Here is a 15,812-nt window from a genome sequence, read left to right as displayed (position 1 = left end):
AAGGGGGACTTTGATATATTTCCTCCCTTTGCAAGGGGGACTTTGATATATTTCCCCTCTTTGCAAGGGGGACTTTGATATATTTCCCCCCTTTCCAAGGGGGCTAGGGGGGATCAAACGAAATATTTAATACTTCTCAGACATCCTCTAATAAATAGCTGTCATTTTTCGTTCACTTTTGTTGTTAACCATAGAAGAACAACAGAATGAAAAGAAATAAACCACCATGAATAATATTTTTTGGAAACATACTTCTACTTTAGTAACTCTCGCATCTGTGGTTGTTGTTGCTAGTAGTTTGCCTGCTCGCGCAGATAATTCTGTTGTTAATCAGGCTCCAAATCAGCTAGAGCAAGTAAGTGAAACTCCTGAGACTGCTGCTAATTCTGCATCTAGTTTGATAATAGCTGAACCTACAGAGTCTGCGATCGCAGAAACATTAACAACTACAACACCTACATCCCAAACAGTAGCTCAAGTTATTCAACCGGGAAGAACCACCCGCTCTGGCCCAAGTTATCTTGGAGTTGCTGGTAACATCGGTATTACTGGCGATACAACTTTAAGTGAAAGTTCTTTTGCTGTGATTAGCAAAATCGGACTCACACAAAACTTTTCAGTACGCCCCACAGCTTTAATTGGGGATAATACAGTAGTTCTCGTGCCAATTACTGTAGATTTTCCTCAACGAAATTTGGAAACAGCCCAAGTAACTATAGCGCCTTATATTGGCGGTGGTGTAGCAATTTCTACAGGAAGAGATAGCACTGTTGGTGGATTAATTTCTGGAGTATAGATGTTCCTTTATCCCCAGAATTCACAGCAAATGCTGGCGTGAATATTGGTTTTATTGATGAAACTGATGTAGGGTTATTACTAGGAGTTGGCTACAACTTCTAAAAGTTCCAAAGTGGGGCTATTTCCCCGGCTATTGAATGAATGCTTGGTTGACATTATTGATGAGGAGAAACACCTTTGGTTCCACTGCGAGATAACAACCCTACAACAATTACCCCTTATGTCACCTATGGGTTAATTGCTGCGAATATTATCGTTTTTCTTTATCAGATTAGCCTGACACCGCCACAATTAGAACAGTTCTTCCAGATAGCGGCGTTAGTCCCATGTCAACTATCAACTAGTTGCCCTAGTAGCCTGGGAAATCAGCTGATACCAGAGTGGATGACCTTAATTACATCGCAATTCTTACATGGCGGTTTTTTGCACCTAGCAGGAAATATGCTGTTTTTGTGGGTTTTTGGCAATAATATTGAAGACCGTTTAGGCCATGTTAAATATATAATTTTTTATCTATCATGCGGCGTTTTGGCAGCGTTATCCCAATGGTTCTTTTCACAAAATTCTACGATTCCTTCCTTGGGAGCTAGTGGTGCGATCGCTGGGGTTTTAGGTGCATACATTCTCCGTTTTCCCAGAGCGCAAATTCTCACCTTAGTTCCCTTAGGATTCTTCATTACCACAATACGAATTCCCGCCTTTTTCTTTCTTGGGTTTTGGTTTGTTCAGCAAGCCTTCTATGGTATCGCCAGCCTACAAACCCGCACAAGTATCGGCATGGAGAGCGGCGGTATTGCGTACTGGGCACACGCAGGAGGTTTCGTCTTCGGCACGATTCTTGCTCCTCTGTTGGGCTTGTATAAGCGCCACTAGAAGAACAAATCTATTTGACATACTCAATGCCATGCGTGCCATTGAAGCAGAGAATGAAGAATTAAAGGATATTCTGCCTAAAACTTACAATCGCCTCGAAAACGATCTGTTATTTGACTTGCTGAAAAATTTTAACAAAGTCGAATTAGGAACAGATTTATCAGGGAATGCTTTCGGATCAAGCGATGTCTGGCGACAAGAAGCAGAGCTTCTACGCACTTTTGATCTCGATGTCTGAGCGATCGCTTTCAATATCGCGTTAAAAATGGCAACCAAAGGCAATTTGGTATAAGCAACAGATACCTAGAAATCATGTTGAGGTACTTGAAAGTCGTTTTGAGGTACTTGAAAGTCGTTTTGAAGTACTTGAAAGTCGTGTTGAGGTACTTAAAAGTCGTTTTGAAGTTGTCGTTTGCCAAATTAAATGACCACTTGACAAATTAATGTCCTTCAAAATATTTGGCATAAAATCCTTACCAAGCAAGGATTTTACTATTTTAACCTCAAAATAAGCTACTAGAGACTTATTGCCAAAATAATTGTCCTCCTTTGAAATTTTGACAAAATACCTGTCCTCTCTTGAAAAGCGCCCTGAACCAGAATTTTTACCAAAATTGACAAAATAAATGTCCTTAAAATAGTACAATACAACTACGTTTGTATAGCACATATATGTAAATATGCTGGACGAACATTCCAATGGCGATCAAGAGCCAGAAAACGATGAGATTGTGACTGAACTATCAACAGATGATAGGCATTTGCTGGAAATGATTCAGCAACTACTAGAACCATGCGATCGCATCACCTATGGAGAAAGGCAAAGGGAAGTCGCAGCCAAACTAGGCAAGTCTGTGAGGACAGTAAGGCGATTGGTGAAAAAATGGGAAGAAGAAGGTTTAGCTGCCCTTCAAACCACGACACGGGCTGACAAAGGCAAGCATCGAATAGATTCTGATTGGCAGCAGTTCATCATCAAAACATATAAGGAAGGCAATAAAGGTAGTAAGCGAATTACTCCCCAACAAGTTGCAATCAGAGTACAAGCAAGAGCAAGTGAATTAGGGCAACAGAAGTATCCCAGTTATAGGACTGTCTATCGGGTTCTACAACCAATTATTGAGGAGCAAGAACAAAAAGCAAGTGTTAGAAGTCGAGGTTGGCATGGTTCTCGATTATCAGTTAAAACCCGCGATGGCAAAGACTTATCAGTAGAATATAGCAACCATGTTTGGCAGTGTGACCATACCCGTGTAGACCTATTACTGGTAGATCAACATGGTAAACTTTTGGGTCGTCCTTGGCTGACAACAGTTGTAGATACTTACTCCCGTTGCATCATGGGGATAAACTTAGGCTTTGATGCTCCGAGTTCTCAGGTAGTAGCATTAGCACTGCGTCATGCAATTTTGCCTAAGCAATATGGGTCAGAATATGGACTCCATGAAGAATGGGGAACCTATGGGAAACCAGAACATTTTTATACTGATGGCGGTAAAGATTTTCGCTCAAACCATTTGCAACAGATAGGTGTGCAATTGGGATTTGTTTGTCATTTACGCGATCGCCCCAGTGAAGGTGGTATTGTTGAGCGTCCCTTTGGGACTTTTAATACCGACTTATTTTCCACTTTGCCTGGATATACAGGATCGAATGTGCAGGAACGCCCTGAACAAGCCGAGAAAGAAGCTTGTCTGACATTAAGGGAGTTAGAACGATTGCTGGTGCGTTATATCGTGGACAAATATAACCAGCGTCCTGATGCTCGTTTGGGCGATCAAACTCGCTATCAACGGTGGGAAGCAGGGTTAATTGCTTCTCCCAATGTAATTTCAGAAGAAGAATTACGTATCTGCCTGATGAAGCAAACTCGACGCTCCATTTATAGAGGTGGATATCTACAATTTGAAAATCTGACATATCGGGGCGAAAACTTAGCAGGTTATGCAGGTGAAACTGTTGTACTGCGTTATGACCCTAAAGACATTACAACTGTGTTGGTTTATCGCCAAAAGGGTAATAAAGAAGAGTTTTTAGCAAGGGCATTTGCTCAGGATTTAGAAACTGAGCAATTATCTTTGGATGAGGCTAAAGCTAGTAGTCGCAAGATTCGACAAGCAGGGAAGATGATTAGCAATCGCTCAATGTTGGCAGAGGTAGGCGATCGCGAAACTTTTCTGACCCAAAAGAAAACCAAAAAGGAACGTCAAAAAGCAGAACAGGCTGTAGTTCAAAAGGCTAAACAACCGTTGCCAGTTGAAGCAGAAGAAATTGAAGTGGCATCTTTTGACAGTGAACCTGAATACCAAATGCCAGAAGTTTTTGATTACGAACAAATGCGTGAAGATTACGGGTGGTAGAAAATGAGTTCAAAACAAGCTCAAGCAGTTGCACAACAATTAGGTGATATTCCAGTCAATGATGAAAAACTACAAGCAGAAATTCAACGATTGAACCGGAAGAGTTTTATTCCCTTGGAACAAGTGCAAATGCTCAATGATTGGTTAGATGGAAAGCGGCTCTCCCGGCAGTCTGGTCGTGTTTTAGGAGAGTCGAGAACAGGTAAAACAATGGGTTGCGATGCCTACAGACTCAGGCATAAACCAAAACAAGAACCAGGAAAACCTCCGACTGTTCCTGTTGCCTACATCCAAATCCCTCAAGAGTGTGGTGCAAAGGAATTGTTTGGAGTAATCATTGAGCATTTGAAGTATCAAATGACAAAAGGAACGGTAGCCGAGATAAGAGACAGAACGCTACGGGTTCTCAAAGGGTGTGGAGTGGAAATGCTGATTATTGATGAAGCTGACCGCTTAAAGCCCAAGACTTTTGCTGAGGTACGGGACATTTTTGACAAATTAGAAATAGCAGTGATTTTAGTGGGAACTGATCGCTTAGATGCAGTAATTAAGCGGGATGAACAAGTTTACAACCGTTTTCGGGCTTGTCATAGATTTGGCAAGTTTTCTGGAGAAGACTTTAAACGGACAGTAGAAATTTGGGAAAAGAAGGTTTTGCAGTTGCCAGTTGCTTCCAATCTTTCTAGCAAAACAATGCTGAAGACGTTAGGTGAGGCAACTGGGGGTTATATTGGTTTGCTGGATATGATTTTGAGAGAGTCTGCAATCAGGGCATTAAAAAAAGGATTACAGAAAGTTGATCTGGAAACGCTCAAGGAAGTAGCTGCGGAGTACAAATAATGGAAGTTGCAGAGATTCAATCTTGGCTGTTTCAAATAGAACCTTTAGAAGGAGAAAGCCTGAGTCACTTCTTAGGACGCTTTCGACGGGCAAACGAGTTAACGCCTACTGGATTAGGCAAAGCAGCAGGACTTGGCGGTGCGATCGCACGGTGGGAAAAATTCCGGTTTAACCCCCCACCGTCTCGCCAGCAGTTGGAGTCTTTGGCTCAGGTTGTGAGTGTTGAAGCTGATCGGTTAGCGCAAATGTTACCACCTGCTGGGGTGGGGATGAAAATTGAGCCAATTCGGTTATGTGGTGCTTGTTATGCTGAGTCACCTTGCCACAAAATTGAGTGGCAATTTAAGGTAACGCAGGGATGCTCAAGCCACAACTTAACCTTGTTATCAGAATGTCCAAACTGTGGGGCGAGATTTAAGGTTCCTGCATTATGGGTAGATGGTTGGTGTCAGTGGTGTTTTCTGACTTTTGCTGATATGGTAAAGTATCAAAAGTCTTTAAATGAGTTTCTGCAAAAATAATACTATTTTTCAAATGTTAGCTACCAATAACCCCCCTTTGCTTTCATGAAAAAAGGAAGCAAGGGGGGATAGTTTATGTTTAAATAAACAAGAGAATTTGCTACAAGTTAAGTTGACTTCCAGAACGACCTAATCAAGGAGTAATTTGCTCTCGTTGCTCGACTACGGTATTGAAAATGATTGTGAAAGTTGTATTTGGTATCAGTCGGTGTAGAGCTTGTGAATGAGCTTCTGCATCACTCCGGCGGCGAAAACGAGCTACTATCTGGTGTTGCATACTAGGAAAATGGCGGACTATACACCAAGGATTTAGCTTTTCAATGTACGTCACAAAAACCTCCTGATCATACCTAATTATTTAGCTAGTGAATTGCAGTTGAATAATAGACAAAGGTTGCTTAAACATTCCCAAGATTAAAGCCACCCTACCGTGAGAGTGGCTGGTAAAAAAATGTCAGGATGACATTGCAATTTGTTGACTTTTCGATTCCTACTGATGCCCTGTCAGAGAACAGAGTATCTTCAGAAATTCTTCGGGAATTTCCTCGAAGTGTTCTAGTAGGAAGTCCATTAGGGCAAGATGGCGTAAATCACTGGGCATGGGTCTGCGGTAATTGCGACCTTTGGAAAACCAACGCCGGACGGTTGAAAGTGAACGAGAGCAAATCCGAGCGATCGCTTCATGATTGACATCCCATTTAGCATAAAAATTCTTGGGTGTCATTCCTAGTTGACAATGGCTGTATAGATCAATCAAATTTTGCTCTCGTGCTTGTAAAGGACGCGGATTAGTCATAGCATTGGTTCCGCTTCCAGTGGTTCTAAATCCTCTTCCCAGGCAATATCAGTAGATATCCAAGCAGCGCTGGGGCTATCTTTGCTCAACCAAATCAGGTAGCACCAAGTCCAACAGCAAAGATGGGGGGCAAAGCTATAAAATCTGCCGATCGCAATTCCCCAATCAGTGTCAGAACCAATCCAACGCAATTGGTCGCCATACAAAAAGCGGGGTGTCTTTGCTGTATTCGGAAAGTCTTCGGGTAAATCAATAGAACTCGGAGAAAATTTCTGGGTAATTAATCTTGGGAGTGAATCTTGGCGATTGAGCGCCATCGCACTCAAATAATTAGCAATCAGTTCAGCATCGATACTCTGAGTTAGTTGGGAAATCAGCAATACCGCTAAACTTTCTTGTTCTTGCTGTTCACAATAATCGCTGAGTTTCGCCAATAGTTCAGCAATACCGAAGTCATCTAAAGCTTGTAGATAAGCTCTGTATTGATCCGTTTTGTGGCAAACAGGTCTTAACATGGAATATGTCTCCTGTGAAAGGGAGCCAGAAGCCAGCGTCATCCCTGAGAAAGTTGTGCGCTGGCTTTTGACTTATCAGTAATTATACATAGATTTTATGTATTTCTGTTTAAATTTATTTGTTTTTAGTGATTTAATATAAAAACACATAGAGAAACTGATAATAGTCACATGGGGAAAGTAACACTAAGCATTTACATGGAAGAAGAAGACAAAGAAGCACTGCAACAACTGGCGGATGCAGAGGAGCGTTCTTTGTCGCAAATGGCGGTGTTAATTTTGAAACGAGCGATTAAACAAGCACAGGCAGAAGGAACAATTTCGCCGCCGAATAAGGGGAAGTGAGGCGATCGCACGTTGGGAAAAGTTTGGGTTTAATCCTCATCGTTCACATCAGCAATTGGAAGCGTTGGCTATTGTGATAGCAGTTGATGCCGATAGGTTATGGCAGATGTTACCAGCTGCTGAGGTGGAAACGAAAATGGAGCCAATTTAATTATGTACTGCTTGTTATTCTGAGTCGCCTTGCCACAAAATGGAATAGCAATTTCAGGATATGCAAGCGTGTAAGTGGAGTATTCCAATTATGGAGCGAGGTTTAAGTGTCAGCCTTTGTATGCGGGTGATGTCAGCGATGTTTTATAAGGTTTATGGATATTGTTAAACAAAAGCCTATTTGATATTTTTATACATCAAATAAGATGATAATGTATAGGAATCAAAATAATAATTATTTCACAAATAATTGGCAATATTCATCTTTCGAGACATATCAATTGACCACTTAATGAAGTAACAAAAATTAATTTCATTATGGATTACTACCTCAAGCATAGAAAGAGTTAAGGGAACTATAAACACACCTTGATGCTTGTAAAACAAAGAAGATTTATTGTTATTGAAATAAGATATTTCATCAATAGCATCCTGCGTGTATCCGTGTCCTATAAAAAAACTTAGGCATCCACCCTTACAACTTCGCCAGCAAATCTTTTCTATTTCAGGTCTACCAACAGCATCTTTCTTTTTTGAGTAATTCTTGCATTCTCCTATCATACATTGCGGTTTCTCTCTTATCATTCCCCATACGTCATATATGTATTCATGTAGAGGAATTAACTGTATGTCTATTTGACCTATAGCTATGTCTTTATTAGTAATAATTACGCTTTGAACTAGATCTATTCTCTGAAACAAAGATTTGACAAGCGACTCCAGTAAATCTCCTTGCTCAGTAGTATTTGTGAATCTATCGTTTAAAATTTTATCTAAATAATCTTTTTCTTTAATATACAAGTCAGTAATATCAAATACATTGTCGCAATTTAAGGAGTCTTTTTGTTTTTCCTGAAATTTTCTGAATTTGTTTATATATGAGTTAACTTCTTCAAGAAATATATCTTTATTCATTACTGATAAGAATTTAGAAATTAATTTCTAAATTAATTAGAATTTCTTGCCACATGTAAAGGCTTTACTAAAATTATAGTAGTAATAAAATTTTCAGAGTAATTATAGTCACATACTTGACAGTACGGAGCTTTTTCTAATGAGATGAAATGAGCATCGGGACAAAAGTATCTTTTGATAATTTCAACTTCTCCTCTGCTTTGTAAGTCTGTTAAAGCTACGATTATTTTACCTTCGCTTGTTTTACAATATGCTGCGAGGGTGGAAAGACCTATTAAACCACCCTGTCGATACTCAGTATTTATATATCTGCTTATACATTCCGAAAAATTAGTAGTCATTTGTCTACTTAATTTAAAGTTTGTTTATCTTTGACAAAACATAAGTCACAACTTCTTCAGGTGCGTACTGCATAAATGTTAATCCTCCACTTTTAGTTATAGCAAATGAATATTTACTTCCACGAAATTTAAATGAAATTCTACTTTTATCTTGATTATTTAATAAATCTTTTAATACGGGATTGAGTAAGGGATCTGTTTCTTCACCCAGATCATCCAACTCATCTAGGGTGGCTTTTAATCTTACTGTTTTGCTACCTCCGACAGGAGCAGATAGCGTTAAGTAGGTTCCCTTAAGTGCTGATTTTAAATCATCAATTTTAATAACTTTACTAATTTTGCCTACGATAGAGTTGCGTTGAGCATCTTCCCGCTCACCAATGAAGAAACTTTGTGCTAGAGATAAGGGATTATGAGAGTCGATTACAGCAGTATTAACAAAATCTCTAATAACTTCAAATTGTCCTCTAACTTCTAATAAATTCATATTTTGCCTAAAAACTAATTCAATTTCTGTCGTAGGATGATACTCTACTAATTCCAGCCCACTGGGAATGGATTTAGAAGTTTGAGAGTAGGCAACTATCAGTATTATCTCATAGGGTAGAGATATATTTTCATCATCTACAAGTATGAATTTTTCTTCTAGCTTCACATAAGTATGTACAGAAAAATTATAGCGTTGTCCTATGTATGTGTTATCTGTCCAAGAGTTGATCCAGTTTATGACTTTATCTTTTTCTGGAATTTGCATTATATACTCTGATTCTTTAGCACTAAAAAGTTTATCTCTTATAAATTCATTGAAGATTAAATTGAAATTTTATTTGTCTGCATAATTTCATAATTTAAAATTATTTCATCAATCAAATCTTGTTGAGATTTCTTTTTGATTTCATTTTCTGATAAATTTGATACTTTACACAACAATAAAAAATCCTTAAGTATAGATGTAGGTACTCTCTTTAATCTTCGCTCTAAGAAATGTTTTATAAAAGTTGGTCTTTTAAGCATAGCTTCGTCTATTTTCATCATTGTTTGTATCTCAATTGAACTAATTTTTCAATTTACTTGCTAATCGCTGATAAATAGGGTCTAACCAAAAGGAAATCACAGACAAACCTTTATCTAGGAATGCGATCGCACCTCCCAACCCAAAATCTATAAATACAAGCGATCACCTCCCGCAGCAAACCCACTTACACTTCGCTGACGGTTTTCGCCTCCAAGTTCTCGGTGATACTTTGGAAGAGTTCCAACGCTGCTTCTAAATCCTCAGCAATCTCTAAAGCTAAAACATCCGGTGCTGGGAGGTTATCAGAGTCTTCTAAACTTTCATCCCTCAACCAGAAAATATCCAGACTGACTTTATCGCGTTGCATGAGTTCTTCATAGCTAAAGGCGCGAAACCTTTCTGTTTCCTGGCGTTCCTGGCGATTTTGAGCATTAAAGCATTGGATAAAGTCTTGCAAGTTTTCGTAACGTAGAGGATTGGTTTTTAGGGTAAAGTGCTGATTTGTTCTGAAATCGTAAATCCACAGTTTCTGAGTCCAAGGATCGGCGCTGGCGGGTTTGCGGTCAAAGAATAAAACGTTAGCTTTGACACCTTGAGCGTAGAATATACCTGTTGGCAGTCTCAGCAAGGTATGTACGTCGCATTCGTGCAGTAATTTCTTGCGGATAGTTTCACCAGCACCACCTTCAAACAAGACGTTATCAGGAACGACAACCGCAGCTTTACCGTTGATTTGCAGTAGGGTTTTGACGTGCTGAAGAAAGTTTAGCTGTTTGTTAGATGTGGTAGCCCAAAAGTCATCACGGCGATAAACGACCTTTTCTTTGTCTGCTTTGCCATCATCATTGAAAACAGTGATGCTGCTTTTTTTACCGAAGGGTGGATTTGTTAATACTAATTCAAAGCGATCGCCTGGATTTGCCATTAAGCTATCTTTAGCTTCAACTGGACTTTCATCGCCAGCAATACCGTGTAAATACAGATTCATCGCACAGAGGCGCACTACCCCATCAGCGACATCAAATCCTTTAAAGGTTTGATTTTTCAGGAATTGCTTTTGGGCTTTATCGAGTCTGTAATTTTTGCTGATGTGATCGTTAGCAACCAGGAAAAAACCGCCTGTACCGCAAGCAGGATCGCAGATGCGTTGTCCTGGTTGGGGTTGCATGACTTCAACAATGGCTTTAATTAATGCCCTTGGCGTAAAATACTGTCCTGCGCCGCCTTTTACATCTTCAGCATTCTTTTGCAGCAATCCTTCGTAGATTTCACCTTTTACGTCGATATCTAAACCAATCCAAGTTTCCGAGTTGATGAGTTCTACCAATCGCTTGAGTTTGGCGGGGTCTTGAATTTTGTTTTGCGATTTGCGGAAGATAACGCCCAAAAGCCCTTTTTCTTTACCCAGATTTTCTAAGGTGTGGCGGTACTGGGTTTCTAAAGCATCTCCATCTTGCGATCGCAGTGCCTCCCAACTGTATTCTGGGGGAATGGTGGAACGTTTGCCCAAAGGTGGGGGAAGTTGGTTTTGTTCTTCGACCATCTTCAGGAAAAGCAGATAGGTAAGCTGTTCTACATAATCACTGTAGCTAACGCCATCATCGCGGAGGACGTTGCAGTAGTTCCACAGTTTTTGAACGATGGTTGAGGATTCGTTAGCCATTGCAAGAATTTACTTATAATTAAAAGAGCAGGTTTTCAAAGTAATTGAATGTTTTTAACTATTAGACATGGTTTTTACTGAAAAATATTTTTCCTGCAAAAGTTCATATAAATTACAAGTGCCATTAACTATTGATTGCAAATCTTCTAAATTAAAAACTAATATGATTTTTCTAGGAGATTGAAGCCATATATTTCTTATAAAACCTAGAGCGTCTTTTGTATTATCTTTATCGCCTGAAATTCCGTTTTTAGAAATTATTATACCAACCTTAGAATCAAGCTCATCCATCTTAGTTGAAAATATTCTAATCTCCTTTACCCCTACTGGTTTATTCCAATTTTTGCATTCAACTATCAATAAATCAGAAAATTCAGCAAATAAAGTGCCAGGAATTTTCTTAACTGCAAAAATAACATCTATTTCACCAGTAACATTCTCAAGATTTCTTTTATAAAATTTAAGATACTCTAAGCATCCAAAAAGCATTTGAGTAAAATCTTCTAATGAATTACCTTTTGTTTTTGCATCAGCAGCATCAATAATATTTTTTAACGATTTTTTAAGTTCTCCTCTAATTTGATTGATACAGTTATCTACTACTAATTCAGGTTTGCTTAATAAATGAAACAACTCAATAACTTGATTAATACTATCATTATTAATGAAATTTGCTAAACCAACCTCTTTAATTTCTAAGCTGTTAGCCTTAGTGATGGAATTATTAAAATCTTTTAAAACATCATTTTTCAACCAAATAATATCTAAATTAACCTTATCTCTTTTTATAAGCTCTTCATAAGTAAATGAGCGGAAGCGTTGTGTTTCTTGACGCTCTTGAAAATTTTCTGTATTAAAGCACTCCATAAACTCTTGTAAATTATCAGAGCCAAAGAGATTATTTTTTAGATTGAAATCCTGGTTAGTTCTTAAATCATAAACCCAGAGCTTTTTTGTCCAAGGTTTGGTGCTGGCAGGTTTGCGATCAAAGAATAACACGTTAGCTTTGACACCTTGAGCATAGAATATACCTGTTGGCAATCTCAGGAGGGTGTGAACGTTACATTCGTCCAGTAATTTTTTCCGAATGGTTTCACCTGCGCCACCTTCAAATAAAACGTTATCAGCAACAACAACGGCAGCTTTACCGTTGATTTTGAGTAAGTTTTTGACGTGCTGGAGAAAGTTTAGCTGTATGTTAGAAGTGGTAACCCAAAAATTATCTTCTTGAGCTTTTGCTTTATCTGCTTTAGCCTCATTGTTTAAAACAGTAATACTTCTTTTTATTCCAAAAGGTGGGTTGGTTAATACAAATTCAAAGTGATCGCCTGGATCTGCCATTAAGCTATCTTTGGCTTCAACGAGATTGTTATCGCCAGCAATACCGTGTAGGCAGAGATTCATGGCACAGAGGCGCACTACCCCATCAGCGACATCAAATCCTTTAAAAGTGTCGTGTTTGAGAAAATGCCTTTGATCTTTGTCCAGTTTGTAGTGTTTGGTAATAAAGTCGTAGGCAACTAACAAAAAACCACCTGTACCGCAGGCAGGATCGCAGATGAGTTGTCCTGGTTGGGGTTGCATGACTTCGACTATAGCTTTAATTAATGCCCTCGGCGTAAAATACTGCCCTGCACCGCCTTTGACATCTTCAGCGTTCTTTTGCAGCAATCCTTCGTAAATTTCCCCTTTTACGTCGATATCTAAACCAATCCAAGTCTCTGAGTTGATGAGTTCTACCAGTCGCTTGAGTTTGGCGGGGTCTTGAATTTTATTTTGCGATTTGCGGAAGATAACGCCCAATAGCCCTTTTTCTTTACCCAGGTTTTCCAAGGTGTGGCGGTACTGGGTTTCTAAAGCATCACCATCTTGTGATCGCAGTGCCTCCCAACTGTATTCTGGGGGAATGGTGGAACGTTTGCCTAAAGGTGGGGGAAGTTGGTTTTGTTCTTCAACCATCTTCAGGAACAGCAGATAGGTAAGCTGTTCTACATAGTCACTGTAGCTAACGCCATCATCGCGGAGGACGTTGCAGTAATTCCAAAGTTTTTGAACGATGCTTGAAGATTCGTTAGCCATTGAGTGATGATACAGGTAGTTTCATTCGTAAAGAAGAATTATATATTTTCGCAATAGCGATCGCCGCTAATAAATCTTCAAACTAATGATTCGTATTAGACAATCACTCCACCCATTCCTTTACACTGATACAGTAATAACGATCGCACCACTAATTCTGACACGTCTTGAATGTGCGATCACAGAAGATATGCAAGCGATGTTGAGGCGATCGCACTACCCATCCCTTTACACTAATACAGTAATAGCGATCGCATTGCCAATTCTGACACGTCTTGAATGTGCGATCGCTATTAAAATTCTATGCCAGGATATTAATCTCTATAAAAATCTAATTGCGTTGTTAGTTTTTAGTTGAAAGTAACTAGCGAAAAATGGGAATACTTAGTTATAAGGCTGTTTAATGTATTCTCCTGGCTCAGTATGATTCCACCAACTCTTGAAGAAGTAGTCTCAAATATACTCAATCAATCTTTTCATCACCAAGGTATAGGTGCTACTGCTACTTCTAGGAACACTTTACTCAAAGTTATTTTAGAGTCTGCTGAAGTTCCAGAGCCAGAAAGTACAACAGCATTCATCTTTGACGAAATCTCTAGGTTAAAAACAACATCATTGAAAAAAGTTAAAATACTTGCCAAGCAGAAAAGTACTTTTGATGTTTCTTGGTGTCGAGAATTTGAGGTTGAGTCTCAGGTTGAACCAGCTATAAGAACTGAGCCAGAAGTAGAAACAGAAAATCATAGCTCAAAAAGGATATCGGCTGAGGAGTTTCAACAGGCTCTGGAAGAATGTACAAGGACTGCTAAGAATGCTTATCAAAAAACTTTTAATTATTACAAAGAAATTGCTACCATTTTACAGAATCTTAAGCTTGATTTAGACAAAAGTGCATCTTATTTATTAAAACAAAAAGATGCTAATAATTTTAATTTTGCTAAAGTTCTGAGAAATATAGTAGATGAAATTGAAAGCCATGCTAATGAAGGACTTCAAGAACTAAAAAAATACTTAGAAGTGAAAAGCCAGCATTTAGCAGATTTCACAGTTGTTTTATTTGGTAGAACTAAAGCTGGAAAAAGCACTATTCGTGAGGCTTTAACCTGCGGTGATGGCAGTACAATTGGCAAAGGTTCACAGCGAACAACTAGAGATATCAGAGAATATAAATGGAAAGGCTTACGATTAATAGATACACCTGGTATTGAAGCTTACCAAGGAGAAGAAGATAAACAAAAAGCTGTAGAAATAGTACATGAATCTGACATTGTTATCTTTCTCACTAGCGATGACTCTGTTCAGCCTGGTGAATTTGACGCTATGGCTTGGCTGCAAGAAATCAAAAAATACTTTTTTGTAATTCTTAACATTAAGTATGATATTGACAAGCCAAAACGCCTGGAGAGATTTATTAAAAATCCAGAAAAAATCTTTGAATCACAAAGGCTAGATGAACATAAACGCCATATTCGTACTTATATTCGTCACAGTTTAGGCATAGAAGAAGTAGCAATTATTTGTATTCATGCCTATGCAGCATTTCTGAGTAATCAGCCTCAATATAGTGACGTTGCTAAGAATCTTTGGGAATTAAGCCGAATAGAAGAAATTTATAGTTTAATCGCGTCAGAAATATACACAAGAGGAAAACAAAGACGCTGGAATACATTTTTTGATGCAATCATATATTTTCTCGATTTAATTATAAAGATGTTAGAAGGACATCAAAAATCTCTGGAGTCTCAGGCATATTTTATGCGAGAAAAACGAGCAGAGATTGAATATATCTTTCAAGAAAGTGTTAAAAACGGAAAAATTAAAATTCAAAGAGTATGTAAAGATTCATTTAGCAAAATTAAACAATGGATTCCTAGCTTTGTTGATGAATATTTAGGGAAAGACATTGCTCAGTCTGAGTATCAGAAGCGCATGGACAAAGAGAAACAAAAAATTGAAACTGTTATGGAGAACTTATTTGAAGAGATAGTCCAGGAATTAGTAGCTTCTTTAAATGAGTTTCAAAGGCAATATCAATATGATATGGGAACTATTAAGTTAGAATCTACTGATTTCGGAAACTATCAACAATGGCAAGTTGGAAAAATTCTGAAGTGGGTAGGTGTGGGTTTAGGTGCAGCCTCTGCTGTTGCTTTTGGTATTGGTGCTTTTGCAGCAGCTAATTTTTGGAATCCTGTAGGATGGATAGCTGGCGTTACATCTATCGTCGTTGGAATTTTCAGTTGGTTCTTTGGCGATCAAGAGAAAAAAGCATGGCAAAAAGCTAAACAGGAAGCTAAAGAAAGTCTTTGGAAGAGCTTGGATCAATCTGAGCAGGAAACTTGTAAGACTTACCAAAAATTACTAGATACAAATATTGCTGTTAGAGCTAAAACTGAAGTGCTGGAACAGGTAGATATTTACATTAAAGGACTTCTAATAATTGTGGCTGACCTTAAAAAAGCTATTTCACAACTTGAGAAAATCAAAAAACAGATGAAGCAAGAGTCAGACTCTACAGAACCAAGAGATAGGGTACCAAATCCAAGCAATTTCAAGGTTAATTCATCATTTATAGCTGATGAATTGCTGTAGTTATTATAC

18 protein-coding genes are annotated in these 15,812 nt (G+C 38.5%); 9 read left to right on the top strand and 9 right to left on the bottom strand.

All coding sequences use genetic code 11. The features are described from left to right. Positions 1-226 precede the first annotated feature (226 nt). From AC5JL8_RS21730 to AC5JL8_RS21705, 6 genes are all read left to right on the top strand, one after another. Positions 227-796 carry a hypothetical protein gene (locus tag AC5JL8_RS21730; RefSeq protein WP_495881763.1) on the top strand — a complete coding sequence of 190 codons (570 nt, stop codon included), beginning with the start codon at positions 227-229 and terminating at the stop codon, positions 794-796. A gap of 179 nt (positions 797-975) precedes the next feature. Then, the gene (locus tag AC5JL8_RS21725) at positions 976-1,671 is read left to right on the top strand and encodes a rhomboid family intramembrane serine protease (protein ID WP_495881762.1); all 696 of its coding nucleotides are present in this window, start codon (positions 976-978) and stop codon (positions 1,669-1,671) included. 31 nt (positions 1,672-1,702) lie between these two features. Next, positions 1,703-1,909: a hypothetical protein gene (locus AC5JL8_RS21720; RefSeq protein ID WP_495881761.1), complete on the top strand. Its 207-nt coding sequence runs from the start codon at positions 1,703-1,705 to the stop codon at positions 1,907-1,909. Between the two features lie 442 nt (positions 1,910-2,351). After that, positions 2,352-4,031: a transposase gene (locus AC5JL8_RS21715; RefSeq protein WP_495881760.1), complete on the top strand. Its 1,680-nt coding sequence runs from the start codon at positions 2,352-2,354 to the stop codon at positions 4,029-4,031. 3 nt (positions 4,032-4,034) lie between these two features. Next, positions 4,035-4,871 carry a TniB family NTP-binding protein gene (locus AC5JL8_RS21710; RefSeq protein ID WP_495881759.1) on the top strand — a complete coding sequence of 279 codons (837 nt, stop codon included), beginning with the start codon at positions 4,035-4,037 and terminating at the stop codon, positions 4,869-4,871. Further along, positions 4,871-5,392 carry a TniQ family protein gene (locus tag AC5JL8_RS21705; RefSeq protein WP_495881758.1) on the top strand — a complete coding sequence of 174 codons (522 nt, stop codon included), beginning with the start codon at positions 4,871-4,873 and terminating at the stop codon, positions 5,390-5,392. Before AC5JL8_RS21710 ends, AC5JL8_RS21705 begins: the two co-directional genes overlap by 1 nt. Positions 5,393-5,525: 133 nt before the next feature. Here the strand turns inward: AC5JL8_RS21705 and AC5JL8_RS21700 are convergent, their stop codons facing one another. The 3 genes from AC5JL8_RS21700 to AC5JL8_RS21690 all read right to left on the bottom strand — a co-directional run bounded on the left by AC5JL8_RS21700 (position 5,526) and on the right by AC5JL8_RS21690 (position 6,703). Next, positions 5,526-5,723 (bottom strand): hypothetical protein, encoded by a 198-nt coding sequence (locus tag AC5JL8_RS21700; protein ID WP_495881757.1) that lies wholly within the window; start codon positions 5,721-5,723, stop codon positions 5,526-5,528. A 159-nt stretch (positions 5,724-5,882) separates the two neighbouring features. Continuing rightward, complete coding sequence (locus tag AC5JL8_RS21695; protein ID WP_495881756.1) at positions 5,883-6,188, bottom strand: helix-turn-helix domain-containing protein; 306 nt, start codon at positions 6,186-6,188, stop codon at positions 5,883-5,885. Then, on the bottom strand, positions 6,185-6,703 hold the full coding sequence (locus tag AC5JL8_RS21690; protein ID WP_495881755.1) for a hypothetical protein: 519 nt from the start codon (positions 6,701-6,703) through the stop codon (positions 6,185-6,187). The genes AC5JL8_RS21695 and AC5JL8_RS21690 overlap by 4 nt, the downstream gene beginning before the upstream one ends. Positions 6,704-6,874: 171 nt before the next feature. Between AC5JL8_RS21690 and AC5JL8_RS21685 the strand changes: the two genes are divergently transcribed. Next, positions 6,875-7,048, top strand: coding sequence for a ribbon-helix-helix domain-containing protein (locus AC5JL8_RS21685; RefSeq protein ID WP_495881754.1), 174 nt, complete (start codon positions 6,875-6,877; stop codon positions 7,046-7,048). A 390-nt stretch (positions 7,049-7,438) separates the two neighbouring features. On the opposite strand, the gene AC5JL8_RS21680 is transcribed toward AC5JL8_RS21685, so the two are convergent. The 6 genes from AC5JL8_RS21680 to AC5JL8_RS21655 form a co-directional block, all read right to left on the bottom strand. After that, positions 7,439-8,113, bottom strand: a complete 675-nt coding sequence (locus tag AC5JL8_RS21680) for a hypothetical protein (protein WP_495881753.1) — start codon at positions 8,111-8,113, stop codon at positions 7,439-7,441. Positions 8,114-8,145: 32 nt separating this feature from the next. Further along, positions 8,146-8,454, bottom strand: coding sequence for a hypothetical protein (locus AC5JL8_RS21675; RefSeq protein WP_495881752.1), 309 nt, complete (start codon positions 8,452-8,454; stop codon positions 8,146-8,148). 13 nt (positions 8,455-8,467) lie between these two features. Beyond that, positions 8,468-9,208 carry a hypothetical protein gene (locus AC5JL8_RS21670; RefSeq protein WP_495881751.1) on the bottom strand — a complete coding sequence of 247 codons (741 nt, stop codon included), beginning with the start codon at positions 9,206-9,208 and terminating at the stop codon, positions 8,468-8,470. Positions 9,209-9,264: 56 nt separating this feature from the next. After that, positions 9,265-9,489 carry a hypothetical protein gene (locus AC5JL8_RS21665; protein ID WP_495881750.1) on the bottom strand — a complete coding sequence of 75 codons (225 nt, stop codon included), beginning with the start codon at positions 9,487-9,489 and terminating at the stop codon, positions 9,265-9,267. A 164-nt stretch (positions 9,490-9,653) separates the two neighbouring features. Continuing rightward, positions 9,654-11,132: a type I restriction-modification system subunit M gene (locus AC5JL8_RS21660; protein ID WP_495881749.1), complete on the bottom strand. Its 1,479-nt coding sequence runs from the start codon at positions 11,130-11,132 to the stop codon at positions 9,654-9,656. A gap of 54 nt (positions 11,133-11,186) precedes the next feature. Further along, positions 11,187-13,211 carry an N-6 DNA methylase gene (locus AC5JL8_RS21655; protein WP_495881748.1) on the bottom strand — a complete coding sequence of 675 codons (2,025 nt, stop codon included), beginning with the start codon at positions 13,209-13,211 and terminating at the stop codon, positions 11,187-11,189. 85 nt (positions 13,212-13,296) lie between these two features. Between AC5JL8_RS21655 and AC5JL8_RS21650 the strand changes: the two genes are divergently transcribed. Further along, positions 13,297-13,569 (top strand): hypothetical protein, encoded by a 273-nt coding sequence (locus AC5JL8_RS21650; protein WP_495881747.1) that lies wholly within the window; start codon positions 13,297-13,299, stop codon positions 13,567-13,569. A gap of 65 nt (positions 13,570-13,634) precedes the next feature. After that, positions 13,635-15,803: a GTPase gene (locus AC5JL8_RS21645; protein WP_495881746.1), complete on the top strand. Its 2,169-nt coding sequence runs from the start codon at positions 13,635-13,637 to the stop codon at positions 15,801-15,803. Positions 15,804-15,812 lie beyond the last annotated feature (9 nt).

The sequence above is a fragment of the Mojavia sp. genome (assembly GCF_059505145.1).
The sequence above is the reverse complement of the archived record's forward strand: the minus strand, read 5'-3'. Positions and strand labels throughout refer to the sequence as shown.